The sequence below is a fragment of the Pseudomonas paralactis genome (assembly GCF_001439735.1).
GTDB lineage: Bacteria > Pseudomonadota > Gammaproteobacteria > Pseudomonadales > Pseudomonadaceae > Aquipseudomonas > Aquipseudomonas paralactis.
Window position 1 is genome coordinate 163,359 of the sequence record NZ_JYLN01000004.1, and the last position, 25,721, is coordinate 189,079.

22 protein-coding genes are annotated in these 25,721 nt (G+C 60.0%); 7 read left to right on the forward strand and 15 right to left on the reverse strand.

Annotation, left to right across the window (positions count from 1 at the left end; translation table 11 throughout):
• The 6 genes from tauC to TX23_RS12315 form a co-directional block, all read right to left on the reverse strand.
• On the reverse strand, positions 1–837 hold the full coding sequence (gene tauC, locus TX23_RS12290; protein WP_057702397.1) for a taurine ABC transporter permease TauC: 837 nt from the start codon (positions 835–837) through the stop codon (positions 1–3).
• The gene (gene tauB / locus TX23_RS12295; protein ID WP_014716468.1) at positions 834–1,613 is read right to left on the reverse strand and encodes a taurine ABC transporter ATP-binding subunit; all 780 of its coding nucleotides are present in this window, start codon (positions 1,611–1,613) and stop codon (positions 834–836) included. Before tauB ends, tauC begins: the two co-directional genes overlap by 4 nt.
• 18 nt (positions 1,614–1,631) lie before the next feature.
• Positions 1,632–2,609, reverse strand: coding sequence for a taurine ABC transporter substrate-binding protein (tauA, locus tag TX23_RS12300; RefSeq protein ID WP_057702398.1), 978 nt, complete (start codon positions 2,607–2,609; stop codon positions 1,632–1,634).
• Between the two features lie 253 nt (positions 2,610–2,862).
• Positions 2,863–4,446: a glutamate--cysteine ligase gene (gene gshA, locus TX23_RS12305; protein ID WP_057702399.1), complete on the reverse strand. Its 1,584-nt coding sequence runs from the start codon at positions 4,444–4,446 to the stop codon at positions 2,863–2,865.
• Between the two features lie 214 nt (positions 4,447–4,660).
• On the reverse strand, positions 4,661–5,044 hold the full coding sequence (locus TX23_RS12310) for a PaaI family thioesterase (RefSeq protein ID WP_057702400.1): 384 nt from the start codon (positions 5,042–5,044) through the stop codon (positions 4,661–4,663).
• Positions 5,044–7,368 carry a Tex family protein gene (locus tag TX23_RS12315; RefSeq protein WP_057702401.1) on the reverse strand — a complete coding sequence of 775 codons (2,325 nt, stop codon included), beginning with the start codon at positions 7,366–7,368 and terminating at the stop codon, positions 5,044–5,046. The genes TX23_RS12310 and TX23_RS12315 overlap by 1 nt, the downstream gene beginning before the upstream one ends.
• Positions 7,369–7,725: 357 nt before the next feature.
• Between TX23_RS12315 and ompR the strand changes: the two genes are divergently transcribed.
• Together ompR and TX23_RS12325 are read left to right on the forward strand one after the other, a co-directional pair.
• Complete coding sequence (gene ompR / locus TX23_RS12320) at positions 7,726–8,466, forward strand: osmolarity response regulator transcription factor OmpR (protein ID WP_003187669.1); 741 nt, start codon at positions 7,726–7,728, stop codon at positions 8,464–8,466.
• A 116-nt stretch (positions 8,467–8,582) separates the two neighbouring features.
• Positions 8,583–9,896 (forward strand): ATP-binding protein, encoded by a 1,314-nt coding sequence (locus tag TX23_RS12325; RefSeq protein ID WP_057702402.1) that lies wholly within the window; start codon positions 8,583–8,585, stop codon positions 9,894–9,896.
• 684 nt (positions 9,897–10,580) lie between these two features.
• Here the strand turns inward: TX23_RS12325 and rimK are convergent.
• The 3 genes from rimK to rimA are packed head-to-tail and all read right to left on the reverse strand — an operon-like array spanning position 10,581 to position 12,757.
• Complete coding sequence (rimK, locus tag TX23_RS12330) at positions 10,581–11,486, reverse strand: 30S ribosomal protein S6--L-glutamate ligase (protein ID WP_003187674.1); 906 nt, start codon at positions 11,484–11,486, stop codon at positions 10,581–10,583.
• Positions 11,483–11,965, reverse strand: coding sequence for a retropepsin-like aspartic endopeptidase RimB (rimB, locus tag TX23_RS12335; protein ID WP_005783815.1), 483 nt, complete (start codon positions 11,963–11,965; stop codon positions 11,483–11,485). Before rimB ends, rimK begins: the two co-directional genes overlap by 4 nt.
• Positions 11,966–11,977: 12 nt before the next feature.
• The gene (gene rimA / locus TX23_RS12340; protein ID WP_057702403.1) at positions 11,978–12,757 is read right to left on the reverse strand and encodes a S6 modification regulatory phosphodiesterase RimA; all 780 of its coding nucleotides are present in this window, start codon (positions 12,755–12,757) and stop codon (positions 11,978–11,980) included.
• Positions 12,758–12,873: 116 nt separating this feature from the next.
• Here rimA and TX23_RS12345 point away from each other — a divergent pair, with 116 nt between their 5' ends.
• A complete protein-coding gene (locus TX23_RS12345) occupies positions 12,874–13,281 on the forward strand; it encodes an RNA-binding S4 domain-containing protein (protein WP_057702404.1) in 408 nt (135 codons plus the stop codon).
• Between the two features lie 132 nt (positions 13,282–13,413).
• On the opposite strand, the gene TX23_RS12350 is transcribed toward TX23_RS12345, so the two are convergent.
• Positions 13,414–14,217 carry a phosphatase PAP2 family protein gene (locus TX23_RS12350; RefSeq protein WP_057702405.1) on the reverse strand — a complete coding sequence of 268 codons (804 nt, stop codon included), beginning with the start codon at positions 14,215–14,217 and terminating at the stop codon, positions 13,414–13,416.
• A 124-nt stretch (positions 14,218–14,341) separates the two neighbouring features.
• On the opposite strand from TX23_RS12350, the gene hslO reads away from it, so the two are divergent.
• Together hslO and TX23_RS12360 are read left to right on the forward strand one after the other, a co-directional pair.
• Positions 14,342–15,244: an Hsp33 family molecular chaperone HslO gene (gene hslO, locus TX23_RS12355; protein ID WP_005783822.1), complete on the forward strand. Its 903-nt coding sequence runs from the start codon at positions 14,342–14,344 to the stop codon at positions 15,242–15,244.
• Between the two features lie 179 nt (positions 15,245–15,423).
• Positions 15,424–16,965, forward strand: coding sequence for a phosphoenolpyruvate carboxykinase (locus TX23_RS12360; protein WP_057702406.1), 1,542 nt, complete (start codon positions 15,424–15,426; stop codon positions 16,963–16,965).
• 58 nt (positions 16,966–17,023) lie between these two features.
• Here the strand turns inward: TX23_RS12360 and TX23_RS12365 are convergent, their stop codons facing one another.
• Both TX23_RS12365 and TX23_RS12370 read right to left on the reverse strand, forming a co-directional pair.
• Positions 17,024–17,887: an EamA family transporter gene (locus TX23_RS12365; RefSeq protein WP_232910415.1), complete on the reverse strand. Its 864-nt coding sequence runs from the start codon at positions 17,885–17,887 to the stop codon at positions 17,024–17,026.
• A 67-nt stretch (positions 17,888–17,954) separates the two neighbouring features.
• Positions 17,955–18,311, reverse strand: coding sequence for a DUF1493 family protein (locus TX23_RS12370; RefSeq protein WP_057702408.1), 357 nt, complete (start codon positions 18,309–18,311; stop codon positions 17,955–17,957).
• Between the two features lie 916 nt (positions 18,312–19,227).
• Here TX23_RS12370 and TX23_RS12375 point away from each other — a divergent pair.
• Entirely contained in the window at positions 19,228–21,165 is a 1,938-nt protein-coding gene (locus tag TX23_RS12375) for a RecQ family ATP-dependent DNA helicase (RefSeq protein ID WP_057702409.1), read from the forward strand.
• A 12-nt stretch (positions 21,166–21,177) separates the two neighbouring features.
• Positions 21,178–21,609 carry an acyl-CoA thioesterase gene (locus TX23_RS12380; RefSeq protein ID WP_057702410.1) on the forward strand — a complete coding sequence of 144 codons (432 nt, stop codon included), beginning with the start codon at positions 21,178–21,180 and terminating at the stop codon, positions 21,607–21,609.
• 68 nt (positions 21,610–21,677) lie between these two features.
• On the opposite strand, the gene TX23_RS12385 is transcribed toward TX23_RS12380, so the two are convergent.
• From TX23_RS12385 to fdhD, 3 genes are all read right to left on the reverse strand, one after another.
• Complete coding sequence (locus TX23_RS12385) at positions 21,678–22,163, reverse strand: glycine zipper domain-containing protein (protein ID WP_005783837.1); 486 nt, start codon at positions 22,161–22,163, stop codon at positions 21,678–21,680.
• A 350-nt stretch (positions 22,164–22,513) separates the two neighbouring features.
• A complete protein-coding gene (locus TX23_RS12390; RefSeq protein ID WP_057702411.1) occupies positions 22,514–24,862 on the reverse strand; it encodes an FdhF/YdeP family oxidoreductase in 2,349 nt (782 codons plus the stop codon).
• Positions 24,859–25,698, reverse strand: a complete 840-nt coding sequence (gene fdhD, locus TX23_RS12395) for a formate dehydrogenase accessory sulfurtransferase FdhD (RefSeq protein ID WP_057702412.1) — start codon at positions 25,696–25,698, stop codon at positions 24,859–24,861. The genes TX23_RS12390 and fdhD overlap by 4 nt, the downstream gene beginning before the upstream one ends.
• Between the last annotated feature and the right edge of the window lie 23 nt (positions 25,699–25,721).

Below are 25,721 nucleotides of genomic sequence, written 5' to 3' on the forward strand. Positions count from 1 at the left end.
TCAGTGTGCCTGGCCATGCCAGGGCACTAATTTACGCTGCAAGGCACGCAGGCCCATTTCCATGGCGAAGGCGATCAGGGCGATCACCAGGATGCCCAGCACCACCACATCGGTGACCAGAAACTGCGCTGCCGACTGCACCATGAAACCCAGGCCGCTGGTGGCGGCAATCAACTCGGCGGCGACCAGGGTCGACCAGCCCACGCCCAGGCCGATACGCACACCGGTGAGGATGTCGGGCAGGGCGCTGGGCAGGATCACATGGCGAATCAGTTGCGCACGGGTGGCACCCAACGACTGCGCAGCCCGCAGCTTGGCCGGGTCGACGGTTCGCACCCCGGTTGCGGTGGCGATGGCGATCGGGGCGAAAATCGCCAGGTAAATCAGCAGCACCTTGGACAGCTCGCCAATGCCGCACCAGATCACGATCAGCGGCAGGTAGGCCAGCGGTGGAATCGGCCGGTAGAACTCGATCAACGGATCGAAAACGCCTCGGGCAATGCGGTTGGCGCCGATGGCAATCCCCACCGGCACGGCGGTCAGCACCGCAAAACCCAGGCCCACGCCGATGCGGCTCAGGCTCGCGCCCAGGTGCTGCCACAAGGTGGAATCCATGTAGCCGGTGGTCGCCAGCAGCCAGCCTTTTTGCAACACGGCGGACGGGGGCGGCAGGAACAGAGGTTCGATCAAGCCGGTGGCGGTCACTGCCCACCAAAGGGCGAGCAGAGCGAACAGGGTCAGCACGCTGATCCAACGCGTGCTCAGGCTGCGGCGTACCGCAATAACGGCAGGTGACACCGGCTTGCTGGCCGTGGCGGAAAGTTCGTAGCTGCTCATGCGTATACCTGCCGTTGGGAGAACACTTTGCCCAGCACATGTTCACGGGTTTCGATAAAGCGCGGGTCGGACTTGATTGCGCGGGCTGATTCACCGGCGGCGTAACGTTGGCCGAAATCCAGCTGCAGGCGTTCGACGATCTGGCCGGGGTTGGGCGCCAGCAGGATCAGGTCCGTGGCCAGGAACACTGCTTCCTCAATGTCATGGGTAATCAGGAATACCGGCTTGGCCGTGCGCCGCCACACTTGCAGCAGCAACTCCTGCATTTGTTCGCGGGTAAAGGCATCCAGCGCGCCGAAGGGTTCGTCCATCAGCAATACGCGAGGGTCGGCCGCCAAGGCGCGGGCCAGGCCGACGCGCTGTTTCTGGCCGCCCGAGAGCTGCCAGATGCGCCGGCTGTCGAAACCGGCCAGGTCCACCAGCGCGAGCATTTCGCGGGCGCGCACTTCGCGCTGCGCCTTGGGCACGCCGGCCAGTTCCAGGCCAAAGGCGACGTTGGCCAGCACGTCCTGCCAGGGCAGCAGGGCGTCGTCCTGGAACACCACGCCGCGCTCGGCGCTGGGGCCCTTGACCGGCACGCCATCTAAGGTGATGCGCCCGGCAGACGGTTCGACGAATCCGGCAATCAGGTTCAACAACGATGTCTTGCCACTGCCGGACGGGCCTAGGGCAACCAGCAGCTGCTGGGGCCCAAGCTCCAGTGAAATATCGGACAGTACCGGTTCCGGGGCGCCTGGGTACTGTGCGCTGATGCGCTCCAGCTGTAGCAAGGCCATCGCGATGAACTCCTTGGATCAGTTAGTAATGAACTTGGCGCTGACGTAAGGGGCGTAGTCGGGCAATACGGCATCGACCTTGCCTTGTTCCTTGAGGAACACAGCGGTATCGGTGACGGCCTTGGTGGTTGGTGCGCCCAGCAGGGTCACCTGGTCAGCGGCCAGCGGGTAGACGTTGCCTTGCAGCAGCAAGGGGATGTCGCTGGCCTTGGCGCCGGAGAGTTTCACCAGTTTGTCGACGTTGCCGGCATCGGCGAGCCAGGCTTGTGGGTCTTTGCGGTAGGCGGCGTAGGCATCCAGAGTGACCTTGGCGAAGGCGGTGACGATCTCCGGGTGCTTTTCGGCAAAATCCTTGCGCACGATCCAGGCATCGAACGTCGGCGCGCCGAACTTGGCCAGTTCGCCGGAGGTGATCAGCACTTTGCCGTTTTCCTTGGCCACGCCCAGGGCCGGGTCCCACACGTAGGTGGCGTCGATATCACCGCGCTTCCAGGCGGCAATGATGGCCGGCGGGGCGAGGTTGAGAATGGTGACTTTGGCCGGGTCGATGTTCCAGTGTTTCAGCGCGGCGAGCAGGCTGTAATGGCCGGTGGAGACGAAGGGCACGGCGATTTTTTTGCCGATCAGATCCTGCGGGCTGTTGATCCCCGAACCGTTACGCGCCACCAGGGCTTCGGCGCCGCCGATCTGGGTGGCGACGAGGAAGGTTTGCACCGGGACTTTGCGGGTTATCGCGGCGGTGAGCGGGCTGGAACCGAGGTAGCCGATCTGCACGTCGCCGGAGGCAATGGCGGCGATGATGTCGGCGCCATTGTCGAATTTGCGCCAGTCGATTTTGGCATTGGTGGCCTTTTCATAGGCGCCGTCGGCTTGGGCGACTTTTGCCGGGTCTACGGTGGTCTGGTACGCAATGGTCACGTCCGCCGCCTGGGCAAACAGGCTGGCACCGGCCAGGGACAATGCAGCCAACAGGCGCAGAGGGGTCAGCAGTTTCAAGGGGAAGCTCCTCAATCAGGCGGCCGAGGGTCGGCGTGAGAGGAGACTAAATGATCTAATAATTCGAAAATAAATAACTTTTTCGAATTAGCTTATGAGAGGAAATGGCGACGCCTGTTTTCAGGCTGGCAGAATAATGTGTGGCTTGCCTGCGATAGCGGTGTATCAGTCAACAGGTGGGTTGCTGACCCACCGCTATCGCAGGCAAGCCAGCTCCCACACAAGCCAGCTCCCCAGGGGAGCGAGCCTTAGGTTAGTTGCTGATGGCGAGGATGCTGGCCTGGTACGAGCCGACAAACACATCGAAATCGCCCACTTCGTTCTGCTCCAGCTCTGCCTGTTGCGCCAGCGACGCACGGGCCAGGTCTTCAAAGTGCGCTTGTTCCTCAGGCGCCAAAGGTTCTTTGCGGAAGTATTCGGCATGGACCTCGCTCTGATGCAGGGAGAACTGGGCAAAGCTCTCCTTGCGCTCAGCCATGGCTGCCAATACCTGGGCCGACGGCGTCAGGGACGGGTCTTTGACCTTCGCCAACTGGGCGTCCAGTGCCTCGCTGTGCTCGGTGATGCCATGGCTCTGATCGAGCAGGGCGGCCAGCGGGGCAATCTTCTCCAGCAACTCGGCCGCCCATTCCTTCATGTCCACCGGCTGGCCGTCACGCTGCAATTGCAGGCCCGGACGCCGGCCTTCCTTGACCACGCTGAGGAAGTTGGAGGTGGCGTTGCCGCACTCGTTGTTGGCGAACAGCGGGCTGTCGTTCAGCGCGCAGTACAGCAGGAACGCGTCGAGGAAGCGCGACTCCGGCAGGTCGATACCCATCGGCAGAAACGGGTTGATGTCCAGGCAACGCACTTCGATGTACTGGATGCCACGGGCCATCAGCGCCTGGATCGGCCGCTCGCCGGTGTAGGTCACACGCTTGGGGCGGATATTGGAGTAGTACTCGTTTTCGATCTGCAGGATGTTGGTGTTGAGCTGCACCCACTCACCATCCTTGTGCGTGCCGACTTCGACGTAGGGCGCGTAGGGCGTTGCCACCGCTTCGCGCAGGCTGTCGGTGTAGCTGGCCAAGTCGTTGTAGCACGGCGTCAGGCCGGCCTGGGCGTTGCTCTGGTAACCCAGGTCGCTCATGCGCAGGCTGGTGGCGTAGGGCAGGTACAGCGTGTCGGCATCCAGCACTTCAAGCTGGTGCGAGCGCCCGCGCAGGAAACCGGCGTCCAGGGCTGGCGAGGCGCCAAAGAGGTACATCAACAGCCAGCTGTAGCGCCGGAAATTACGGATCAACGCGATATAGGCCGTGGACTGATAGTCACGGTCGGTGCCGACAAATCCTTCTGTTTCCTTGAGCAATGGCCACAGCTGTTCCGGCAGCGAGAAGTTGTAGTGGATGCCGGCGATGCACTGCATGGTCTTGCCGTAACGCAGGGCCAGGCCCTTGCGGTACACATACTTGAGCTGGCCGATATTGGAGGTGCCGTAGTAGGCGATCGGAATATCTTCCTCAGCCGGCAACGGGCACGGCATCGAGGGGCTCCACAGGTATTCGCTGCCCAGCTTGGAATAGGCAAAGCGATGGATCTTGTCCAGGCTGTTCAGGGTGTCGGCCGGGTTGGGCAGGGCTGGGGTGATGAACTCCAGCAGCGATTCCGAATAGTCAGTGGTGATCTGTTCGTTGGTCAACGCGGCGCCCAAGGCTTCGGGGTGTGGCGTTTGCGCCAGGCGACCCTCGCTGGTGACACGTAGGCATTCACGCTCGATGCCGTGCAAGCACTGCTCTAGCAGGGAGAGGTGTTCGCGCTTGCCGAGCAGGGCCAGGCGGCGGTTGAGAAGTTCGCTCAAGTTGGATTCCTTCACGCGTCAGTCGCCCCAATATGGGGGTGGGCAGGACGGTCTACAAGGGTGAAGTGGAAACTGGCGTGATCGCCTGGTTCTGAGTCGATTTGACCCGCTCTGAAAATGCCGACTTCACTCCATGAATTGGGCTACAGCGCAGCGAGAAAATTCCGACGCTGTTATCGCAGCGCCGAAATTAACTCAAATCGAGGGTGGGGAGCTATAGGACAGCGAACGTGCCCTGCGCTTTTGCGACAAGTCTTTCGCCCTGGTACACGTCGGCTTCGACCACCAACGTGCGCCGGCCGGCGTGAATCACCCGGCTGGTGCACAGCACGTCACCGTCTTCGACGGCGCGAATATAGTTGATTTTGCATTCGATGGTGGCGCTCTGTTGGTCGAAACCATGGGCGCTGGAACAGGCCAGGCCCATGGTGATGTCCACCAGGCTGAAAATCGCCCCGCCATGGAGCTTGCCCGCGCGGTTGCGCAGGTGCGGCTCCAGGGTCAGGGCCACCTCGGCAACGCCTTCGTCCAGGCGCTGCAGGCGGCAGCCGATCAGTTCGCTGAACGCGCTCTGGGTCAAGCCGGCCGGGATGTCCATCAACGCTTCTTCAACTGTTTGGCATTGGCGAACAGCGACGCCATGGCGTTGTTGCTCGGCGCGGCAGTCGTCGCTTCCTTGCGCGGCGCGTTGTTCTGCGACTGGCGCGGTGCCGAACCTGGGCGAGCGCCACGAGCACCGTCGATTTTCTCGCCGGGGGTATCGCTCATGCGCATCGACAGGCCGACGCGTTTGCGCGGGATGTCGACTTCCATGACCTTGACCTTGACCACGTCGCCAGCTTTGACCGCTTCACGCGGGTCCTTGATGAACTTCTCCGAAAGCGCAGAGATGTGCACCAAACCGTCCTGATGCACGCCGATATCCACGAAAGCACCGAAGTTGGTCACGTTGGTCACCACGCCTTCCAGGATCATGCCCGGTTGCAGGTCCTTGAGGTCTTCGACGCCGTCCTGGAACTCGGCGGTCTTGAACTCGGGACGTGGGTCGCGGCCAGGTTTTTCCAGCTCTTGCAGAATGTCGGTGATGGTCGGCACACCGAAGGTTTCGTCGGTGTACTTCTTTGGATCCAGGCGCTTGAGGAACGCAGCGTCGCCGATCAGCGAACGGATATCACGGTCGGTCTCGGCGGCAATGCGTTGCACCAGCGGGTAGGCCTCCGGGTGAACTGCCGAGGCGTCCAGCGGGTTATCGCCGTTCATGACGCGCAGGAAGCCGGCCGCTTGTTCAAAGGTTTTTTCACCCAGGCGTGCGACTTTTTTCAGCGCAGCACGGGTTTTGAACGCGCCATTTTCGTCGCGATGGCTGACGATGTTCTGCGCCAGGGTCGCGTTGAGGCCCGAAATTCGCGCCAGCAGTGCCACCGAAGCGGTGTTCACGTCTACGCCCACGGCGTTTACGCAGTCTTCCACCACCGCATCCAGGCCGCGTGCCAGTTTCAGCTGCGATACGTCGTGCTGGTACTGGCCGACGCCGATGGATTTAGGGTCGATTTTCACCAGTTCGGCCAACGGGTCTTGCAGGCGACGGGCGATGGACACCGCGCCACGGATCGACACGTCGAGGTCCGGGAATTCCTTGGAGGCCAGCTCCGACGCCGAGTACACCGAAGCGCCTGCCTCGGAGACCATGACCTTGGTCATCTTCATGGCCGGGTATTTTTTGATCAGCTCGGCGGCCAGCTTGTCAGTCTCGCGACTGGCAGTGCCGTTGCCGATGGCAATCAGGTCCACCGCGTGCTTGGCGCACAGGGCGGCAAGGATCGCGAGGGTCTGGTCCCACTTGTTGTGCGGTACGTGTGGGTACACGGTGGCGTGGTCCAGCAGCTTGCCGGTGGCGTCGACCACTGCGACCTTGCAACCGGTGCGCAGGCCCGGGTCGAGGCCCAGGGTGGCACGCGGGCCGGCCGGTGCGGCCAGCAGCAGGTCGTGCAGGTTGTGGGCAAACACGTTGATCGCTTCGGTTTCGGCACCGTCGCGCAACTCGCCCAGCAGGTCGGTTTCCAGGTGGGTGTAGAGCTTGACCTTCCAGGTCCAGCGCACCACTTCGCCGAGCCACTTGTCTGCCGGGCGGTTCTGGTTCTGGATACCGAATTGTTGACCGATCATGCCTTCGCACGGGTGCATGGTGCCCGGCAGTTCGTCGCCGACTTTCAGCGCGGAGCTGAGAATGCCTTCGTTGCGGCCGCGGAAAATCGCCAGGGCGCGGTGCGACGGCATGCTTTTGAGCGGCTCGTCGTGTTCGAAGTAGTCGCGGAACTTGGCGCCTTCTTCCTCTTTGCCGGCGATGACGCGGGCGCTGAGGATGGCTTCCTGCTTGAGGTAGGTACGCAGTTTTTCCAGGAGGCTGGCGTTTTCGGCGAAGCGCTCCATCAGGATGTACTTGGCGCCTTCGAGGGCGGCCTTGACGTCGGCGACGCCTTTTTCAGCGTCGATGAAGCGGGCGGCTTCGGTTTCCGGCGTCAACGATGGATCGTTGAACAGGCCATCGGCCAAATCGCCCAGGCCGGCTTCCAGGGCGATCTGGCCCTTTGTACGACGTTTCTGTTTGTATGGCAGGTAAAGGTCTTCGAGGCGGGTCTTGGTGTCCGCGAGTTTGATGTCGCGTTCCAGTTGAGGAGTCAACTTGCCCTGTTCCTCGATGCTGGCGAGGATGCTGATACGCCGTTCGTCGAGTTCTCGCAGGTAGCGCAGGCGCTCTTCCAGGTGACGCAGTTGGGTGTCGTCGAGGCTGCCGGTCACTTCTTTTCGGTAACGGGCGATGAAGGGCACCGTGGAGCCTTCATCCAGTAGAGCGACGGCCGCTTCGACCTGTTGTGGGCGTACACCGAGTTCCTCGGCGATGCGGCTGTTGATGCTGTCCATAAAACCACCTGAAATTCTTAAAATCAGCGCACCGGCCCGTAAAAACAAGGCTCGGCGAGGCTGGTTGAGCGGCCCGACTGGCGCCGCTGCCTGGGTCAAGAGGCTGGCTATTGACCCTCGAAATCGAAAAAGTCACGACAAGCGGGTAAAAAAAGCCCGGCAGCAAACGGTAACGATCTGACGTTGCCCTGCACGGAGGCGCCGCATTATAACCAGCGTTCTGCCATTGGGGGGTACTGCGCCGGAGGTTGTAGGGCGCGGGTTCGCTGGCAGTAGATGAAAAATCTGCTAACAATGCACACGGTGCGTATAACGGCAGCTACGCCATAATGCGCGCCGAGATAAGAGGAGCATCCAATGAGCAGCACCGCACAAACTGCTGAAGGCGAAAAAATTCTCATCGTTGATGACGATCCTGGGCTGAGCAGCCTGCTGGAGCGGTTTTTCAACTCCAAGGGCTACCGTGCCCGCGCGGTGCCGAACACCGAGCAAATGGACCGCCTGTTGGGGCGTGAAGTGTTCAACCTGGTCGTGCTCGACCTGATGCTGCCCGGCGAAGACGGCCTTACTGCCTGCAAGCGCCTGCGTGGTGCCAACAACCAGATTCCAATCATCATGCTCACCGCCAAGGGCGATGAGTTGAGCCGCATCAAGGGCCTTGAACTGGGCGCTGACGACTACCTTGCCAAGCCGTTCAACCCGGATGAGCTGATGGCGCGGGTCAAGGCCGTATTGCGTCGCCAGGCACCGGCCGTGCCGGGCGCACCGGGCAGCGAAGACGAAAGCGTCACCTTTGGCGACTACGAACTGTCGTTGGCCACCCGTGAGCTCAAGCGTGGCGAAGAAGTGCACATGCTTACCACCGGCGAATTCGCGGTGCTCAAGGCTCTGGTGATGAACGCTCGCCAACCGTTGACCCGTGACAAGCTGATGAACCTGGCCCGTGGCCGTGAATGGGACGCCCTGGAGCGCTCCATCGACGTGCAGATCTCCCGACTGCGCCGGATGATCGAGCCGGACCCGTCCAAGCCTCGGTATATCCAGACGGTGTGGGGCGTGGGTTATGTGTTTGTGCCGGATGGCACCGCAACCAAGTGACCGATGATTTGCAGGGACGGGTATCCGACGTTTGACTCCATAAGAGTCGACGGGATGCCCGGCGTCTGCAATTCTGCGAGCACCGCTCGTTCCTGCAAGGTGTGCAGCTTTCATCTATGAAAACCCCGCTGTGGTTCCCACAAAGTTTCTTCTCGCGCACCCTTTGGCTGGTGCTTATCGTCGTTCTGTTTTCCAAGGCACTTACGCTGGTTTATCTGTTGATGAACGAAGACGTGCTGGTGGACCGGCAGTACAGCCACGGTGTGGCCCTGACGTTGCGGGGGTATTGGGCCGTAGACCCTGAGAACCGAGAAAAAGTAGCCAAGGCGTCGACCTTGACTCGGGTTGATGGTGCCGGCGTGCCTGAAGGCGAGCAGCATTGGCCTTACAGCGAGATCTACCAGCGCCAGATGCAGGCCGAACTGGGCGCCGACACCGAGGTGAGGCTGCGCATGCATGTTTCGCCTGCGCTGTGGGTGAGGGCGCCCAGCCTGGGTGATGCCTGGATCAAGGTGCCGCTTTATCCGCACCCGCTGCGCGGGCAGAAAATCTGGAATGTGCTGGGCTGGTTCCTGGCCATTGGTCTGCTTTCAACGGCGTCTGCGTGGATTTTCGTCCGACAGCTCAACCAGCCACTCAAGCGTCTGGTGTTTGCCGCACGCCAACTGGGTCAAGGGCGCAGTGTGCGCCTGCCGGTCAGCGACACGCCCAGTGAGATGACCGAGGTGTACGGCGCGTTCAACCAGATGGCGGAAGACGTCGAGCAGGCCGGGCGCGAGCGCGAGCTGATGCTGGCGGGGGTGTCCCATGATTTGCGCACACCGTTGACACGATTGCGCTTGTCCCTTGAGTTGATGGGGGACCATACCGACCTCACCGATGACATGGTGCGCGACATCGAGGACATGGACGCCATCCTGGATCAGTTCCTGGCGTTCATCCGCGATGGACGTGATGAGGTGGTGGAGGAAGTCGACCTCACGGACCTCGTGCGTGAGGTGGTTGCGCCCTATAACCAGAACGGTGAACAGGTGCGCATGCGTCTGGAGCCGATCCAGCCGTTTGCATTGCGCCGGGTGTCGATGAAGCGCCTGCTGAACAACCTGATCGGCAACGCCTTGCATCATGCCGGCTCCGACGTGGAGGTGGCAGCGTATGTCTCCGGTGACAGTGCCGCGCCATACGTGGTGCTGAGCGTGATGGACCGCGGCACGGGTATCGACCCTGCCGAGCTGGAGGGTATCTTCAACCCGTTCACCCGTGGCGACCGGGCCCGAGGTGGCAAGGGAACCGGATTGGGGCTGGCGATTGTGCGGCGGATTGCGTCGATGCATGGCGGCAATGTGGAGTTGCGCAACCGTGAAGGCGGTGGGTTGGAAGCACGGGTGCGGCTGCCGCTGGGGTTGATGCTGCCTAGGGACGCTGTCTAACAAGCAATATGAATGCAAATGTGGGAGCTGGCTTGCCTGCAATGAGCATAGGTATCTACACAAGTTTTTGGTGTGACGCTGGACCTGTGGCGAGGGAGCTTGCTCCCGCGGCGGCCTGACAGCCGACGCTTATCTACCTGACACCCCACGATTCAAATGTGGGAGCTGGCTTGCCTGCGAAGAGGGCCTGACAGTCAACACAGCTGGATTGTGTACATATCCATTGCTGCGGTAACGGCCACTTAGGGTTCCGCTCTGACAGCGGGTCACTTTTGGAAAAGAGCCCGGAATGCCGGCCCAGCCAAAAGTAACCAAAAGGGCTCTTGCCCCACCACTCGGCACCTCGCCTAGGCTCGGTGTGCCCGAACGCAGGCTTGAATCCGTGGGCCGCCGCCACGCGCCATCCATGGCGCGGGGCGGCTAACCCGGCGTCCTGCCGGGTTACCCACGAATTCAAGCCTGCGTTCGGCCAGCGTGGTTTAACGGGGCGCCTGAGATCAAAAGCAGATCAAGATCAAGAGCGGCTCGCTTCGCATCGTGGTTACCGTTGAGCGTTACAGATTTGTGTAGATACCTATGCTGCGATGAGGGCGGCACATTCAACATCGTTGTTGACTGAGCTACCGCTATCGCAGGCAAGCCAGCTCCCACAGGTGTTTTGTGATGGGTGGTAGGTGTGGGTATTCAGCCCTTGCCCTTGGTCCGAGTCATATTCGGCCCGCCGTTCTTTTCCAGATGCTGAATGATGATCCCCGCTACATCCTTACCGGTGGTGGTTTCGATCCCTTCCAGGCCTGGCGATGAGTTTACTTCCATCACCAACGGGCCATGGTTGGAGCGCAGGATGTCCACACCCGCCACGCTCAGCCCCATCACCTTGGCCGCCCGTAGTGCGGTCATGCGTTCTTCAGGGGTGATCTTGATCAGGCTGGCGCTGCCGCCGCGGTGCAGGTTGGAGCGGAACTCACCGGGCTTGGCCTGGCGCTTCATTGCCGCGATCACCTTGTCGCCCACCACGAAGCAGCGAATATCCGCGCCGCCCGCTTCCTTGATGTACTCCTGCACCATGATGTTCTGCTTGAGGCCCATAAACGCCTCGATCACCGATTCAGCTGCCGTCGCCGTTTCACACAGCACCACACCGATGCCCTGGGTGCCTTCCAGTACCTTGATCACCAGGGGGGCGCCATTGACCATCTCGATCAGGTCAGGGATGTCATCCGGGGAGTGGGCAAAGCCAGTGACCGGCAAGCCGATACCCCGGCGTGACAGCAACTGCAGCGAACGCAGTTTGTCCCGAGAGCGGGCAATGGCCACGGATTCGTTGAGAGGAAACACCCCCATCATTTCAAACTGACGCAACACCGCGCAGCCATAAAACGTCACCGAGGCGCCGATACGCGGGATCACCGCATCAAAGCCTTCCAGGGGTTTACCCCGGTAGTGAATCTGCGGTTTGTGGCTGGCAATGTTCATGTAGGCACGCAACGTGTCGATCACCACCATTTCATGGCCACGTTCAGTGCCGGCCTCGACCAGGCGGCGGGTGGAATACAGACGCGGGTTTCGCGACAGCACAGCAATCTTCATGCAGCACCTGGGGCAGAAATAGTGGAGACCGGGAACACCGGCTTGTCTTGAACATACTTGACGCCTGGATTGACCACCAACTGGCCGTCAATCAACGCCTTGGAGCCCAGTAACAGGCGGTAACGCATGGCTTTGCGACAGGCGAGGGTGAATTCCACCCGCCAGACCCGGTCGCCCAGCGCCAGGGTGGTGCTGATCACGTAGCGCACCTGCGCATGGCCGTTGGAGCTCTTGATGGTTTTCATCGTCACCAGGGGCGCTTCGCAGCGACGGTGACGCAGTTGCACCACGCTGCCCAGGTGCGCGGTAAAGCGCACCCACTTTTCACCGTCGCGCTCAAACGGCTCGATATCGGTGGCGTGCAGGCTTGAGGTGCTGGCACCGGTGTCGATCTTCGCGCGCAGGCCCGCCACTCCCAGGTCGGGAAGGGCCACCCACTCTCGCAGACCCACAACGGTCAAATGGTCAAATGTCTTCAATATGGGTACCGGTCAATTTGCCCAGGCTTGAGGAGAAACCTTGGCCAGGGCATTGAATGCAGGCTTGGCGAACCAGAAACCCTGCATCAGAAATATTCCACAGTCGGAGAGGAAATCCCGTTCGCCGGCACTTTCGATGCCTTCGGCGATGACAGTAACCCCCAACTGCTCACAGATTGTGACAATCCCCCGGACGATCACCTGACGGACACGGTCTTGATCGACATTGCGAATCAACGCCATGTCGAGTTTGATCAGGTCGGGTTGGAAATCGGCCAGCAGATTCAGCCCCGAATAGCCCGCGCCGAAGTCGTCGATAGCAGTCTTGAAGCCGAATTCGCGGTATTCACGCAGAATATTGGTCAAATGGCGATAGTTATCTACATGCTCGCTTTCCAGGGTTTCGAAAATCAGCCGGTCCAGGGGGAAATTGTGCGCCCGGGCGGCCTCCAGAGTGCTGCGGATACACAGCTCGGGGCGATATACGGCATTGGGCATGAAGTTGATGGAAAGGTGAGTTTGCATGCCCAGAGCAGCGGCCCCGGCAATGGCCTTGGTTCGGCAGCGCTGGTCGAAGCGGTAGCGATTGGTTTCGTTGACCTGAGCCAGCACCGACAGCGCGCCTTCCCCCTGGGTACCGCGCACCAAGGCTTCGTTGGCGAATATAGAGCGGTCACGCAGGTCTACGATAGGCTGGTAGGCGAACGCAAAATCGAACCCCAAAGGCTCGCTTTGCTGGCAACCCACGCACCGCTGGTTGGGCGAGGTGAGTGAAAGGGGAAAGTCGGTCACAGCGTATCCTCGCGAAAACAGGGTGCTACCTGGCGTATCTTAGGTGAGCCTTGGGATTTATGCGTCGAAGGGTTTCAACGGTAAGGTTGCGACATTTTTCAGAGCGAGGAATTCAAGTGGGTCAAAAACAGCAAGAGGAAGAAAAGGTCCGACTGGACAAGTGGTTGTGGGCGGCACGCTTCTATAAAACCCGTGCCCTGGCCAAGGCCGCGATCGAAAGCGGGAAGGTGCATCATCGCGGCGAGCGCTGCAAACCGGGCAAAGAGCCACGTATCGGCGATGAGTTTCAGATTCGTGCAGGGTTTGATGAAAAGACTGTCGTGGTGCAGGCGCTTTCCATTGTGCGCCGGGGCGCCCCTGAAGCGCAGACGTTGTACGCGGAAACCGAAGCCAGCATTGCCAAGCGTGAAAATGCCGCGGCCATGCGCAAGGCTGGGGCCTCAGGCTTGACCACTGATGGCAAACCGAGCAAGAAGCAGCGCCGCGACCTGTTCAAATTCCGCGGCAGCGGCAATGACGACTGATTGCACGAGTCGCCCATGCAAACTCGACAAAATGTGGGAGCGGGCTTGCCCGCGAATACGGTGGGTCAGGCACAGATGCATTGATTGACACCCCGCATTCGCGAGCAAGCCCCCACTTTTAGCCCTGGGGAGTTACGCAGTTGTGCGCATGACACTCAACCGCCCAATAACGGGCAACTTGCTCAGTAGCTCGAAAAGCGGCGCCGTCATCCGCAACAAAGCGCCCGACACCTTCGCCGCAAACGGCGTGTAATACCCCCAGCCCAGCGCCAACAACGCCAGAAGTACGCCGCCGATGTAATCGTCCTGACCCCAGTGCGCGCCCGCGACCAGGCGCGGCATCATGAACAACAACGCCAGGCCCCAGATCACCAGCACCTGGCTGATGCGCTTGGCGAACACGGTCATGAACATTCCCCAGATCAACAGCACCGACGCATGGTCACCCGGGAAGCTTTGGCTGGAACGATCCTTCAGCTCCCAGGTTTTCTCCAGCCCCGGGAAAAAATCACTCATCTGAATCGCGCCGCTGATCACCATGGACGGGCTGCTGTGCTGCCAGCCCATGTGCGCCGCGAGTTTGGAGAACAACATGCGAATAAACAGCAACAGCAGCAGAATGCCAAGGAAACCAAAAAACGCCTGGCGCACCTGCACGGCCTTGAACACCCAGTCGCCGCGAATCAGCAGTGCCAGCAAAATCACGCCGACCACTGCATCAAACGGTCGCAGGCTGGCCACGGCCCATACATGCAACCAGGTCGAGTTCGTGGCCAGCGGGCCATTGAGCAGATGAAACAGCCACTCGTCGAAAATCACACACAGCATCTGCCCCGTGGGCCACAGCCAAAAACACAGCAGCCCGATAGCGAGTAGATTGCAAAGAGCCCATCGCCGGAGGTTCCAGTTGGCTTGGAACAAACCCGGATTGTTCATAAACTGTCCCTCATCGCTTTATTCAGCTCCTTGAATTCAGGAGAAGTCGCACCAAGATGGTGCTAAAGCGTTTAATTTTATAAACCTTGTAATCATTTTGTCATCACTTCAGATACCCAGACCTATGACTGATCTACCGGATACCGACTTCACCCAACGCTTCATCTTCGATGAGAGCGATGCCCGCGGCGAGATGGTGTCGTTGGAGCTCAGCTATGCCGAAGTCCTTGCCAAACACGCCTATCCGGAGCCGGTCGCGCAATTGCTCGGCGAGCTGATGGCCGCCGCGGCGCTGCTGGTTGGCACCATGAAGTTCGACGGTTTGCTGATTTTGCAGGCGCGTTCCGAAGGGCCGGTGCCCATGTTGATGATCGAGTGCTCCAGCGAGCGCGAAATCCGTGGTCTGGCCCGTTACGAGGCTGATCAGATCGCCGCGGATGCCACCCTGGCCGACCTGATGCCCAACGGCGTCCTGGCACTGACCGTCGACCCGACCGAAGGCCAGCGCTACCAGGGCATTGTCGATCTCGATGGCCAAACCCTGTCCGAATGCTTCACCAATTACTTCGTAATGTCCCAGCAGGTGGGCACCAAGTTCTGGCTTAACGCCGACGGCAAGCGCGCCCGTGGTTTGCTGGTGCAACAATTGCCGGCCGACCGCATCAAGGATGAGGATGACCGTGCCGAAAGCTGGCGGCATATCATCGCGCTGGCCGACACGTTGAAGGCCGAAGAGCTGCTGGGCCTGGACAACGAAACCATCCTGCACCGCCTTTACCACGAAGAAGCTGTGCGGCTGTTTGACTCGCAAGCCCTGCATTTCCATTGCAGCTGTTCGCGCGAGCGTTCCGGCAATGCCCTGGTCAGCCTGGGCCTGGAAGATGCGCAGAATCTGGTAGTGGAGCACGGCGGCCATATCGAGATTGACTGCCAGTTCTGCAACCAGCGCTACCTGTTCGATGCGGCTGATGTAGCCCAATTGTTCGCTGGAGCAGGCATCGATACCCCTTCCGACACCCGCCACTAAAACGTTTAAGCACAGGTAAATCACCTGACAAACGCCGGATTAGAGGTGTTCTGACGGGAGGGCCCTACTCTTTTTGGGCTTTTCTGGCATAATCCGGCCCACTTTTTTCGCGGTAGTAGTGCGCAACTTTCTACTACAAAACGTTTGGAGCACTCGGCCATAGGCCGACGGGGAACCTCATGACGCAAGCCAATAACACCGTATACACCGATCTGAGTGTTGACGATCTGGTCAAAGAAGCCCTGCAGCGCGGTGAAGGCGTGCTTGCCGATACGGGTGCGCTGGTTGTCGAAACCGGTCACCGCACCGGTCGTTCGCCGGTCGATCGCTTCATCGTTGAAGAGCCTTCCACCCAGGACGCCATCGCCTGGGGCCCGATCAACCGCAAGTTCCCGGCCGACAAGTTCGATGCCCTGTGGGCTCGCGTCGAGGCGTTCAACAACGCGCAAGAGCATTTCGTTTCCCATGTTCACGTAGGGGCTGCAGAAGACCACTACCTGGCCGTGAAAATGACCACCCAGACTGCCTGGCAGAACCTGTTCGGTCGTTGCCTGTTCATCAACCCGGCTCAATACAACCCGGCCGGTCGTGAAGAGTGGCAAGTGCTCAACGTGGCTAACTTCGAGTGCGTGCCAGAGCGTGACGGCACCAACTCCGATGGTTGCGTGATCCTCAATTTCGCTCAGAAAAAAGTACTGATCGCCGGTATGCGTTACGCCGGTGAAATGAAAAAAGCCATGTTCTCGGTGCAGAACTTCCTGCTGCCGGCCGCCGACGTACTGCCGATGCACTGCGCCGCCAACATTGGCGAAGCGGGCGACGTGACCCTGTTCTTCGGCCTGTCCGGCACCGGCAAGACCACCCTGTCTGCCGACGAAAGCCGTTACCTGATCGGTGACGACGAACACGGTTGGGGCGAAGGCGTGGTGTTCAATATCGAAGGCGGTTGCTATGCCAAGTGCATCGACCTGTCCGAGAAGAACGAGCCGGTTATCTGGAAAGCCATCAAGCACGGCGCTGTGCTGGAAAACGTCGTAATCGACGAGGCCAAGCACGCCGATTACGCCGATGTCAGCCTGACCCAAAACAGCCGTGCTGCTTACCCGCTGGAGCACGTTGCCAAGCGTTCCGAGAAGAACCTGGGCGGCGAGCCAAACGCAGTGATCTTCCTGACTTGCGACCTGACCGGCGTCCTGCCGCCAGTGTCGATCCTCAGCGAAGAACAAGCGGCCTACCACTTCCTGTCCGGCTACACCGCACTGGTGGGCTCGACCGAAATGGGTTCGGGCAGTGGCATCAAGTCGACCTTCTCCACCTGCTTCGGCGCGCCGTTTTTCCCACGGCCGGCCGGTGAGTACGCTGAGCTTCTGATCAAGCGTATCCGTGGTTTCGGCTCCAAGGTCTACCTGGTCAACACCGGTTGGACTGGTGGCGGCTACGGTGTTGGCAAACGCTTCAATATCCCGACCACTCGTGGCGTGATTGCGGCGATCCAGAGCGGCGCGTTGATCGGTGCACAGACCGAACACCTGGACACCATCAACCTCGACGTGCCATTGGCTGTACCGGGCGTTGAGACCGGCCTGTTGAACCCACGCAACACCTGGGCTGACAAGGCTGCCTACGACGAAGCAGCGAAAGCGCTGGCTGGCCTGTTCATCGAGAACTTCAAGAAGTTTGAAGTAAGCGATGCGATCAAGGCCGCGGGTCCCAAGTTGTAAGATTCGCCGGTTGTGAAAAAGCCGCCTCTTTGCAGGCGGCTTTTTTGTGCGCGAACGGTCAGTCGGCGATGTGCAGCACCACTGCACCGACCAGCACCAGTACGACGCCTAGCACTTGCACGGCTGACAATCTTTCCTTGAAAAACACAAACCCAAGGATCGCCGCAATCCCGCCTGACAGCGTACTGATCACGGTCACCACCGACACCGAGCCGGCCATCGCGCCCCACGAAAACGCCGAGAAGCCGCCGAGGTTCATCAAGCTTGCACCGGTCAATGTCGCGCAGTTTTTCAACGGCGGGATCTTCAGCCCGTCCTTGATCTTCAGCACCATCACCACCAGCACACACAGGCCCACCAGGTAACCCAGCCATAACATGGTGATCGGCCCCAGCGCCGGCAGGGTGTAGCGACCTTGCAGCCAGAAACTGGTGCCATACAGCGTTGCGGCGAGCATGGCGTAGGCAATGGACAGACGCGGGTTGTTGTGGGGCGTGCCGTTGTCCTTGTGGAGGCTGGAAAGGACAACGCCGAGCACGCACAGGGCGATGCAGCCCAGCTGTATCAGGCTGATGTGCTCACCGCTGGCCCAGGACAGCAGGGTGGTCACTACGCCATAGGAGGTGACCAATGGCGCGACGATGGCGGCTTTGCCCAGGGCGAAAGCCTTGGACAGCGCGAGGGCTCCGGAGACGGTCAGCAGTGCGGCCGCTATGCCCAGCAGCCAGACGCTCAATGGCGCATCAAGGGACTTGAACAGGAAGGCCGGGAGAATGACCAGCAGCAGGGTCATGATCAAAAAGCCAAGCGCTTGGCCGAAATACACCGCGCGTTTAACGCCAACGGCGCGGGCGTTGAGGCCCACCAGAAAGTCCGTGCCACCCCAGAGCAGAGCGGCCAGCAGGCCCATTGTTACGTCCATGTAAGGTCCTTGTTATGTATACCGCTGGCCAGATTAACGCAGAACCAAGGTGGGAGGGGGCTTGGATTCAGCTCAGGTTTTCCAGCGTTTGCGTGTCCCAGCTGTGGGTCTTGATCGCCAGGTAGAGCATACCGATGGTCAGCGGAATTTTGTCACCACGGCCCTTGGCGCGACGCTTGAGGAAAACGTCGAATACCGGTGGCTGGAAGTAACGATAAGCGTCGTAGTCGCTCAGGTCGACCCCGAAATCCTGTTCCAGTGTTTCCATGAACTGCTTGGCTTCGGCGCCATCGCAACCAAGGTCGAAGTTCAGTGAAGTGTGCAAGCCGATGGCCTTGTGCTTCGGCAGCCCGATTTCTTCGTGCAGCAACTGCAGGAGCTGCTGCATGGCAGGGTCTTCGGGGAAGTTGGGAGACAGGTTCATGAGTGCAGTCATCAAAGGGTGAGTGTTATTTACCTTGCAATAGATATTCGGGGTGCTCAGCAACCCGATGCCTGTCACAAAGGTGACTATCGGCAGACTTTCAAGCTGCGTCGCTATGATCCAGGACGTGGCATACAGCAGAAGTGTTGGACCGGTTATCAATAGGCAGAGCCCGAGCCACTTCCTGAGTAAGGGCAACCTTATTGTCTTATCAATGACAGCGGCGAGTATCAAGAAGAGAAGCAAATTGATCCATTGAATGTGTTCACTCATCGCACCAGCCACCTTTGTACGTTTCGGTGGGTTGGTAGAGCCGTAAGGCGAATCACTGTGGAAGTGACGCCATAGTGGCCGATGTGTTGAGTCCTTTCGATGTTCACGGTTTTTGCCGAGACAGTTGATAGGGCGTTATTTTCTGTCAGCTGCACGTAACTGCTAAAGAGGTTGAACGGGTATTTGAAGCAGTTTGGGAAAGGGATGGCGTGACGTTTGGCGGTGTCCTACAAAAGCCTGCGGCATTTATGGCTAGGCACTGATGCAACAGGCAAAGCGAAACAACTGTAGGAGCGAGCTTGCTCGCGAAAAACTCAAGAACGCCGCGCTTTTCTAACTTACCCCGTCATCGTTGACGATTTTCGCGAGCAAGCTCGCTCCTGCACAGGTGTTGCTTAGACTTGCGCTTGCTCAGGTTGCAGCTGGACGTGCTGCGTACTCGTGGGTAAGTCGTCGCCAGTATCAAAATCCTGGCGAAGATCTTAATTCAATGTGAGCTTTCGCAATATTCCCGTCCGGCCCCCGGCCATCCTCTGCCTGTGTATCATCCTGTCTCTTATTTCCTTGCGACCTTTCTCGATTCGCCGAACTTACTGGGCTACGTTTTTAAGCCACGTTCAGCGGTCAATGGAGTGACAGCCTTATGCACGACACCCTCCAGCAGGTCTTTGGTTATTCACAATTTCGCCTGGGCCAGCAAGAGACGGTCAGCGCCGTTCTGGCCGGGCGTTCGGCAGCAGCCATTTTCCCTACGGGGTCGGGTAAATCCTTGTGCTACCAGCTATCGGCGGTGCTGCTGCCGCACCTGACGCTGGTGGTGTCGCCGTTGCTGGCATTGATGCAGGATCAGTTGGGTTTTTTGCAGCGCCACGGCATTTCGGCAGGCAGTATCGATTCGGCCCAGAGCCGTGACGAGGCCAACGAGGTGATGGCCCGTGCGCGTTCGAGCGAGTTGAAAATTCTGATGATTTCGGTGGAGCGCTTGAAGAACGAGCGCTTTCGTAACTTCCTGCACAGCGTGCAGATTTCTCTGCTGGTGGTGGATGAGGCGCACTGCATCTCCGAGTGGGGCCATAACTTCCGCCCCGATTACTTGAAGCTGCCGGACTACCAGCGCCAGTTCAATATCCCGCAAGCGCTGCTGTTGACGGCCACGGCTACGCCCAAGGTGATTGCCGACATGCAGGCCAAGTTCGCGATTGCTCCGGGTGACGTGGTCACCACAGGCTTCTACCGGCCTAACCTCAATCTGCTGGTAGAACCGGTCAGCGGCCAGGACAAACGCCGCCGGCTGGTGGAGTGGATGAAAGAGCGGCCCAACCAGCCGAGCATTGTCTACGTCACCTTGCAGAAAACCGCCGAGCAGATTGCTGAGCACCTGAACCGCCACGGCATCCAGGCCGAGGCTTATCACGCGGGTTTGCCCCACGATAAACGCGAGGGCATCCAGCAACGGTTCATGGGGGGGCGTTCCAACTGCATTGTCGCCACCATCGCGTTCGGCATGGGCATCGACAAGAGTGATATCCGCAATGTGGTGCACTTCGACCTGCCCAAGTCCATCGAGAACTACAGCCAGGAGATCGGCCGTGCGGGGCGGGACGGGCAGCCGTCGGATTGTTTGGTCTTGGCCAACCGCGACAGCCTGAATGTGCTGGAAAATTTTGTGTACGGCGACACGCCGGAACAAGAAGGCATTCGCCGGGTGCTTGAGGAGCTGCAGGCAGCGGGCAACGAAGGGCAGTGGGAATTTCTCCTCCGGTCGCTTTCGGACCACAGCAATATCCGCGAATTACCGCTCAAGACGCTGCTGGTGCAGTTGGAGCTTAAGGGCGTGATCGCGCCGCGCTATGCGTTTTATGCTGAATACCGTTTCAAATATCTTGTTGAACCTGATGCCTTGCTCGCGCGCTTTTCCGGCGAGCGTCAGCAGTTCGTCGCGGCAATCATTCAGGTATGCAAGCGTGCGAAGACCTGGGCGACGGTGGATTTCGACGCGCTTTATCAACAGCACAATGCCGAGCGCAGCCGTGTGGTAAAAGCGCTGGATTACTTCCAGGAACAGGGCTTGATCGAGCTGGAGAGCAAGCAGATGACTGAGGTCTACAGTTTGCTCGACACCGATTTCGATCCACAGACCTTGAGCGCTGAGTTATACACAGGCTTCAAGCAACACGAGGTGACGGAGGTGGCGCGGATTCACGCCATGCTCGATCTGTTCGCCACCGAACATTGCCTGGGGCAACGCCTGGCGCAGTATTTCGGTGACGAAAACGCTCCCCAGCGCTGCGGGCATTGTTCGGTGTGCCACGGTCATGTCGCCCATCTGCCGGATCCGCCGAGCCTGCCGGCGCTTGTGGATAAAAACTTCATGGGACTGTGCGGTGATTTTATCCACAGGCATCATGAGCACACCGGTCATTTGCCGGATGCCGAGCGGTTGACGCGTTTCCTCGGTGGTATCAGTGTGCCGCTGTTCACCAAGCTGAAGGCGCGGGGCATTTCCGGTTTTGCTGCGCTGGAAGACTACCCCTACGCCGAGGTACGCGATTGGGCCCACGCCCAATTGGATTCACTTTGAAGAGACTTACCGATGCCTGACTCAACGCCTTTACGCGCCGATTACCGCCACTTCCAACCGATTACCACCCGTTGGCACGACAACGATGCTTATGGTCACGTCAATAACGTCACCTATTACAGTTTTTTTGACACGGCGGTGAATACCTATCTGATCGAACAGGGCGGGTTGGATATTCACGACGGTGAAGTGGTGGGCTTTGTGGTGAGTTCGGCGTGCGACTATTTTGCGTCGATTGCTTTTCCGGAGCGCATTGAAGTTGGCCTGCGGGTGGGCAAGTTGGGCAACAGTTCGGTGCAGTATGAGCTGGCGGTATTCAAGGCAGGCGAAGAGGAGGCCTGTGCGGCGGGGCGCTTTGTGCATGTGTTTGTGGATAGGGCGTCGAACCAGCCTGTGCCGATACCGGGGATGTTGCGCGAGGCGTTGCAGCGACTGGTGGTTTGATGCTGTCTTGAAGCAAATGTGGGAGGGCGCAACCCTTCCCACATTAGTGCTGTTGTGGCCTTTAGGGCTTACCGATGACGGTAGTGATGCTTGTTCTTGCGATGGCCATAGGCATGACCGCGGCCCGGGTGGCCGTCGCGGTAGTAGCGACGGTCGTCACGGTCGCGATCGCGGTAGCGGCGGTCGTCGCGATCACTTTCGTTGCCCATGTAGTTGCCCAGTGCACCGCCGGCACCACCGCCGGCTGCTGAGCCGATCAGTGCACCGGTGCTGCCGCCGACGCTGCGGCCCACGACGTTGCCGCCGGCTGCGCCCAGTGCGCCGCCAATAGCAGCTTCGCCACGGCTGCGCTTGTCGGCGCCGACCGCACTACCGCCCGCGCCGCCCAGGGCCGCGCCGATGGTCGAACCGGTATTGCCGCCCAGCTGCTGGCCGACAACGGAACCTAGAACCCCGCCCAATGCGCCGCCTACACCGGCTTCGGTGGTGCCACCGGCCATGGCTGCGCCACTGACCAGGCCAAGGGACAACAAGAGAATCGAGGAGAACTTCATTCAGGGAAACCTCAAGGGGATGACGGCGCGATCCTGAGGTTGTATCGAGCCGCTGACAATCGAAATCCGACCGGCGGCAGAGGTTGTATACAATTTGCTAAGTTACTGTTTTGTATAGGGAACTTAAGTCGTTTTTGCAGGTCTTTAGTTACTTCGGAACGGCCGCTTTTATGCAAAAGCGGCCTTTTTTTGTGCCTGTAGAATGTGCGGTGCTTGTGCTGGCCTCTTCGCGGGCAAGCCCGCTCCCACATTAGATCGGTCCACACAGTCTCAATGGTGAACCCATCCCAGTGTGGGAGCGGGCTTGCCCGCGAAAGCAGTAGTTCAAGCAACACATATCTCGGATCAAGTCAGGCCGAGCGCGCCATGATCAACCCACTGTCACTCGCCGCTTCCAAGCGAATCGCAACAAACTTCGATGTTGGCGTATGGCTACCGTCGCCCGTGCTTTCCAATGGCACCAATGGGTTCACTTCCGGGTAGTAAGCCGCCGCCTGCCCCGCCGGAATATCGAATGCCAGCAGCGTAAAGCCCTTCACACGGCGCTCACGGCCGTCTTCCCACAGCGACACAATGTCGGCCTTCTGCCCCGGTTTGAAGCCCAGGCGGATAATGTCGGCTTCATTGACGAACAGCACGTCACGCTGGCCTTTGACCCCGCGATAACGGTCGTCCAGGCCATAGATGGTGGTGTTGTACTGATCATGGGAGCGCATCGACTGCATGATCAGGTCCGGCACCCGGCCCGTGGCGTGGGTGCGTTCGTGGATCAGGTCCTTGGGCAAGATGTTCGGGCGGAAGTTGGCGCGGCCCGACGGTGTGTTCCAACGGCGTGCGCCGGCGGAGTTGCCCAGGTAAAACCCACCCGGATGTTTGATCTTCTCGTTGAAGTCCTTGAAGCCTGGGATGGTGTCGGCGATCAGGTCGCGGATGCGCCCGTAGTCGGCCACCAGCCAGTTCCAATCCACGGGCTTGCTGCCCAGGGTGGCGGCAGCAATGCCTGCCAGGATCGCCGGCTCGGACTTCATCAGTTTCGACAGCGGTTGCAGTTGGCCATTGGAGCCGTGGACCATGCTGAACGAGTCTTCCACCGTCACCGCTTGCGGGCCGTCGGCCTGGATGTCGATGTCGGTACGACCCAGGCACGGCAGGATCAGCGCGTCTTTACCGTGCATCAGGTGGCTGCGGTTGAGCTTGGTGCTGATTTGCACGGTCAGGTCGCAATTGCGCAGCGCTTCGAAGGTACGCAGGCTGTCCGGGGTGGCTTGAGCGAAGTTGCCGCCCAGGCCGATAAACACTTTGGAGCGGCCTTCAAGCATGGCGTGAATCGCTTCCACCACGTTGTGACCGTTGTCGCGCGGCACCTGGAACTGGAAACGACGCTCCAGCGCATCCAGAAACGCCACCGGAGGGCGTTCGTTGATACCCATGGTGCGGTCGCCCTGCACGTTGCTGTGACCGCGCACCGGGCACAGGCCGGCACCCGGGCGGCCGATATTGCCGCGCAACAACATCAGGTTGGCGATTTCCTGGATGGTCGGCACCGAGTGACGGTGCTGAGTAATCCCCATGGCCCAGCACATGATTACGTTCTTGCCTTTGGCGTACATACGCGCCGCTTGCTCAATCTCCACCAGGGTCAGGCCGGATTGCTCGACGATTTCTTCCCATGAGGTGTCATCGATCTGGCCCAGATACTCCAGTACGTTGGCAGTGTGCTCATTGAGGAAGTCATGGTCGAACACCGCTTCCTTGCCTTCGGCCAGCGCTTGGCGTTCCCACAGCAACAGGAACTTGGCCATGCCGCGCAGAATCGCCATGTCGCCGCCCAAAGCCGGGCGGAAGTAAGCAGTGTTGGTCGGTTTGTCACCATTGGTGAGCATTTCCAGCGGATGTTGCGGGTGCTGGAAGCGCTCCAGGCCGCGCTCTTTCAGGGGATTGATGCACACCACCTGGGCGCCGCGCTTCACCGCTTCGCGCAGCGGTTCAAGCATACGTGGATGGTTGGTGCCGGGGTTCTGGCCCCAGACGAAAATAGCGTCGGCATGTTCGAAGTCGTCAAAGGTCACGGTGCCTTTGCCTACGCCCACACTCTGTGCCAGGGCGACGCCGCTGGCTTCGTGGCACATGTTGGAGCAGTCCGGGAAATTGTTGGTGCCGTAGGCGCGTACAAACAACTGGTACAGGTAGGCGGCTTCGTTGCTGGCGCGACCCGAGGTGTAGAACTCGGCCATGTTCGGGCTGGGCAGGGCGTTGAGGTGTTTGCCGACCAGGTCGAATGCCGCATCCCAGCTGATGGGGGCGTAGCGATCGGTTTCGGCGTCATAACGCATCGGCTCGGTCAGGCGGCCCTGGTATTCCAGCCAGTAGTCGCTTTGCTCAAGCAAGGCCGTGACGCTGTGCTTGGCGAAGAAGGCCGCATCGACGCGGCGCTTGGTGGCTTCCCAGTTGACCGCCTTGGCGCCGTTTTCGCAAAACTTGACCATGCCGCTTTCCGGCGAGTCGCCCCAGGCGCAGCCCGGGCAGTCGAAGCCGCCGTTCTGGTTGGTCTTGAGCATCATGCGCAGGTTTTTCAGGGCGTTGTCGCTGGTCAGCCAGGCTTGCGCCACGCTGATCAGGGCGCCCCAGCCACCGGCTGGGCCTTTGTAGGGCTTGTAGCGTGGGGTTGGCGTCTGGTCGGCTTGGTGGTGAAGGCTCATGGCTGGTGCTCCATCGCTGGGCTGTAGACCCGTGGCGCGCTTTTTTGCGGCAGGTGGATGAGATTGAGGTTGTGCCGGCGTGCCCATTGCAGGGCCAGGCCGGTGGGCGACGACAGGCTGACCAGGGTCTGGATGCCTGCGCGCAAGACTTTCTGGATCAATTCAAGGCTGCAGCGGCTGGTAACAATGGCCAGGCCACCGTCGGTCGGAATCTTTTGGCGGATCAACGCGCCGATCAATTTATCCAGGGCGTTATGCCGGCCGATATCTTCTCGGCCCAACAGCAATTCACCTTGATCGTTCATAAACACCGCCGCGTGCACGGCGCCGCTGTACTGGCCCAACGGTTGGAATGCACTGATGCGCTGGCGCAGACCGTCGAGCCATTGCGCGGGCGGCAAGGGCGCGCCGGGCAGCACTTGAAGGTCGGGCAGGGCCTGTTCAACCGCTTCTACACCGCACAGGCCGCAGCCGCTGGTGCCCGCCAATTGGCGGCGCTGTTGCTTGAGGTTCCAGAACGCGCGGCTGGAAATCTGCACCTGAGCGTACTGAGCGCAACCCTCGCCGCTGATCTTGAGGTCATAAATGTCGCTAACGTCGGCAATAATGCCGCTGCCGAGGCTGAAACCGACGATAAAGTCTTCAAGGTCCGTGGGCGTTACCAGCATGACTGCCTGACTGATGTCGTTGTAAGCAATGGCCAACGCCACCTCTTCGGCCAACGCGGTGCTGCCGACTTCGGTGTGTTCAAGATTGCAGTATTGGTAGCTCTGGCTGGCGGCGGGCGCAGGCGTTTCAAGGGCGGGCGCCGCGCAGGTTGGGCGCTTGGCGTTCATGGGGCAGTACCACCGACGGATTG

Coding starts and splice junctions, on each gene's coding strand:
- TX23_RS12350 (WP_057702405.1), bottom strand. CDS start 14,217: ATGAACAATCCGGGTTTGTTCCAAGCCAACTGGAACCTCCGGCGATGG.
- TX23_RS12375 (WP_057702409.1), top strand. CDS start 19,228: ATGCACGACACCCTCCAGCAGGTCTTTGGTTATTCACAATTTCGCCTG.
- TX23_RS12390 (WP_057702411.1), bottom strand. CDS start 24,862: ATGAGCCTTCACCACCAAGCCGACCAGACGCCAACCCCACGCTACAAG.
- TX23_RS12360 (WP_057702406.1), top strand. CDS start 15,424: ATGACGCAAGCCAATAACACCGTATACACCGATCTGAGTGTTGACGAT.
- rimK (WP_003187674.1), bottom strand. CDS start 11,486: ATGAAGATTGCTGTGCTGTCGCGAAACCCGCGTCTGTATTCCACCCGC.
- TX23_RS12370 (WP_057702408.1), bottom strand. CDS start 18,311: ATGAACCTGTCTCCCAACTTCCCCGAAGACCCTGCCATGCAGCAGCTC.
- tauB (WP_014716468.1), bottom strand. CDS start 1,613: ATGGCCTTGCTACAGCTGGAGCGCATCAGCGCACAGTACCCAGGCGCC.
- TX23_RS12325 (WP_057702402.1), top strand. CDS start 8,583: ATGAAAACCCCGCTGTGGTTCCCACAAAGTTTCTTCTCGCGCACCCTT.
- fdhD (WP_057702412.1), bottom strand. CDS start 25,698: ATGAACGCCAAGCGCCCAACCTGCGCGGCGCCCGCCCTTGAAACGCCT.
- ompR (WP_003187669.1), top strand. CDS start 7,726: ATGAGCAGCACCGCACAAACTGCTGAAGGCGAAAAAATTCTCATCGTT.
- TX23_RS12310 (WP_057702400.1), bottom strand. CDS start 5,044: ATGGACATCCCGGCCGGCTTGACCCAGAGCGCGTTCAGCGAACTGATC.
- tauC (WP_057702397.1), bottom strand. CDS start 837: ATGAGCAGCTACGAACTTTCCGCCACGGCCAGCAAGCCGGTGTCACCT.
- TX23_RS12365 (WP_232910415.1), bottom strand. CDS start 17,887: ATGGACGTAACAATGGGCCTGCTGGCCGCTCTGCTCTGGGGTGGCACG.
- hslO (WP_005783822.1), top strand. CDS start 14,342: ATGACTGATCTACCGGATACCGACTTCACCCAACGCTTCATCTTCGAT.
- TX23_RS12380 (WP_057702410.1), top strand. CDS start 21,178: ATGCCTGACTCAACGCCTTTACGCGCCGATTACCGCCACTTCCAACCG.
- TX23_RS12315 (WP_057702401.1), bottom strand. CDS start 7,368: ATGGACAGCATCAACAGCCGCATCGCCGAGGAACTCGGTGTACGCCCA.
- TX23_RS12385 (WP_005783837.1), bottom strand. CDS start 22,163: ATGAAGTTCTCCTCGATTCTCTTGTTGTCCCTTGGCCTGGTCAGTGGC.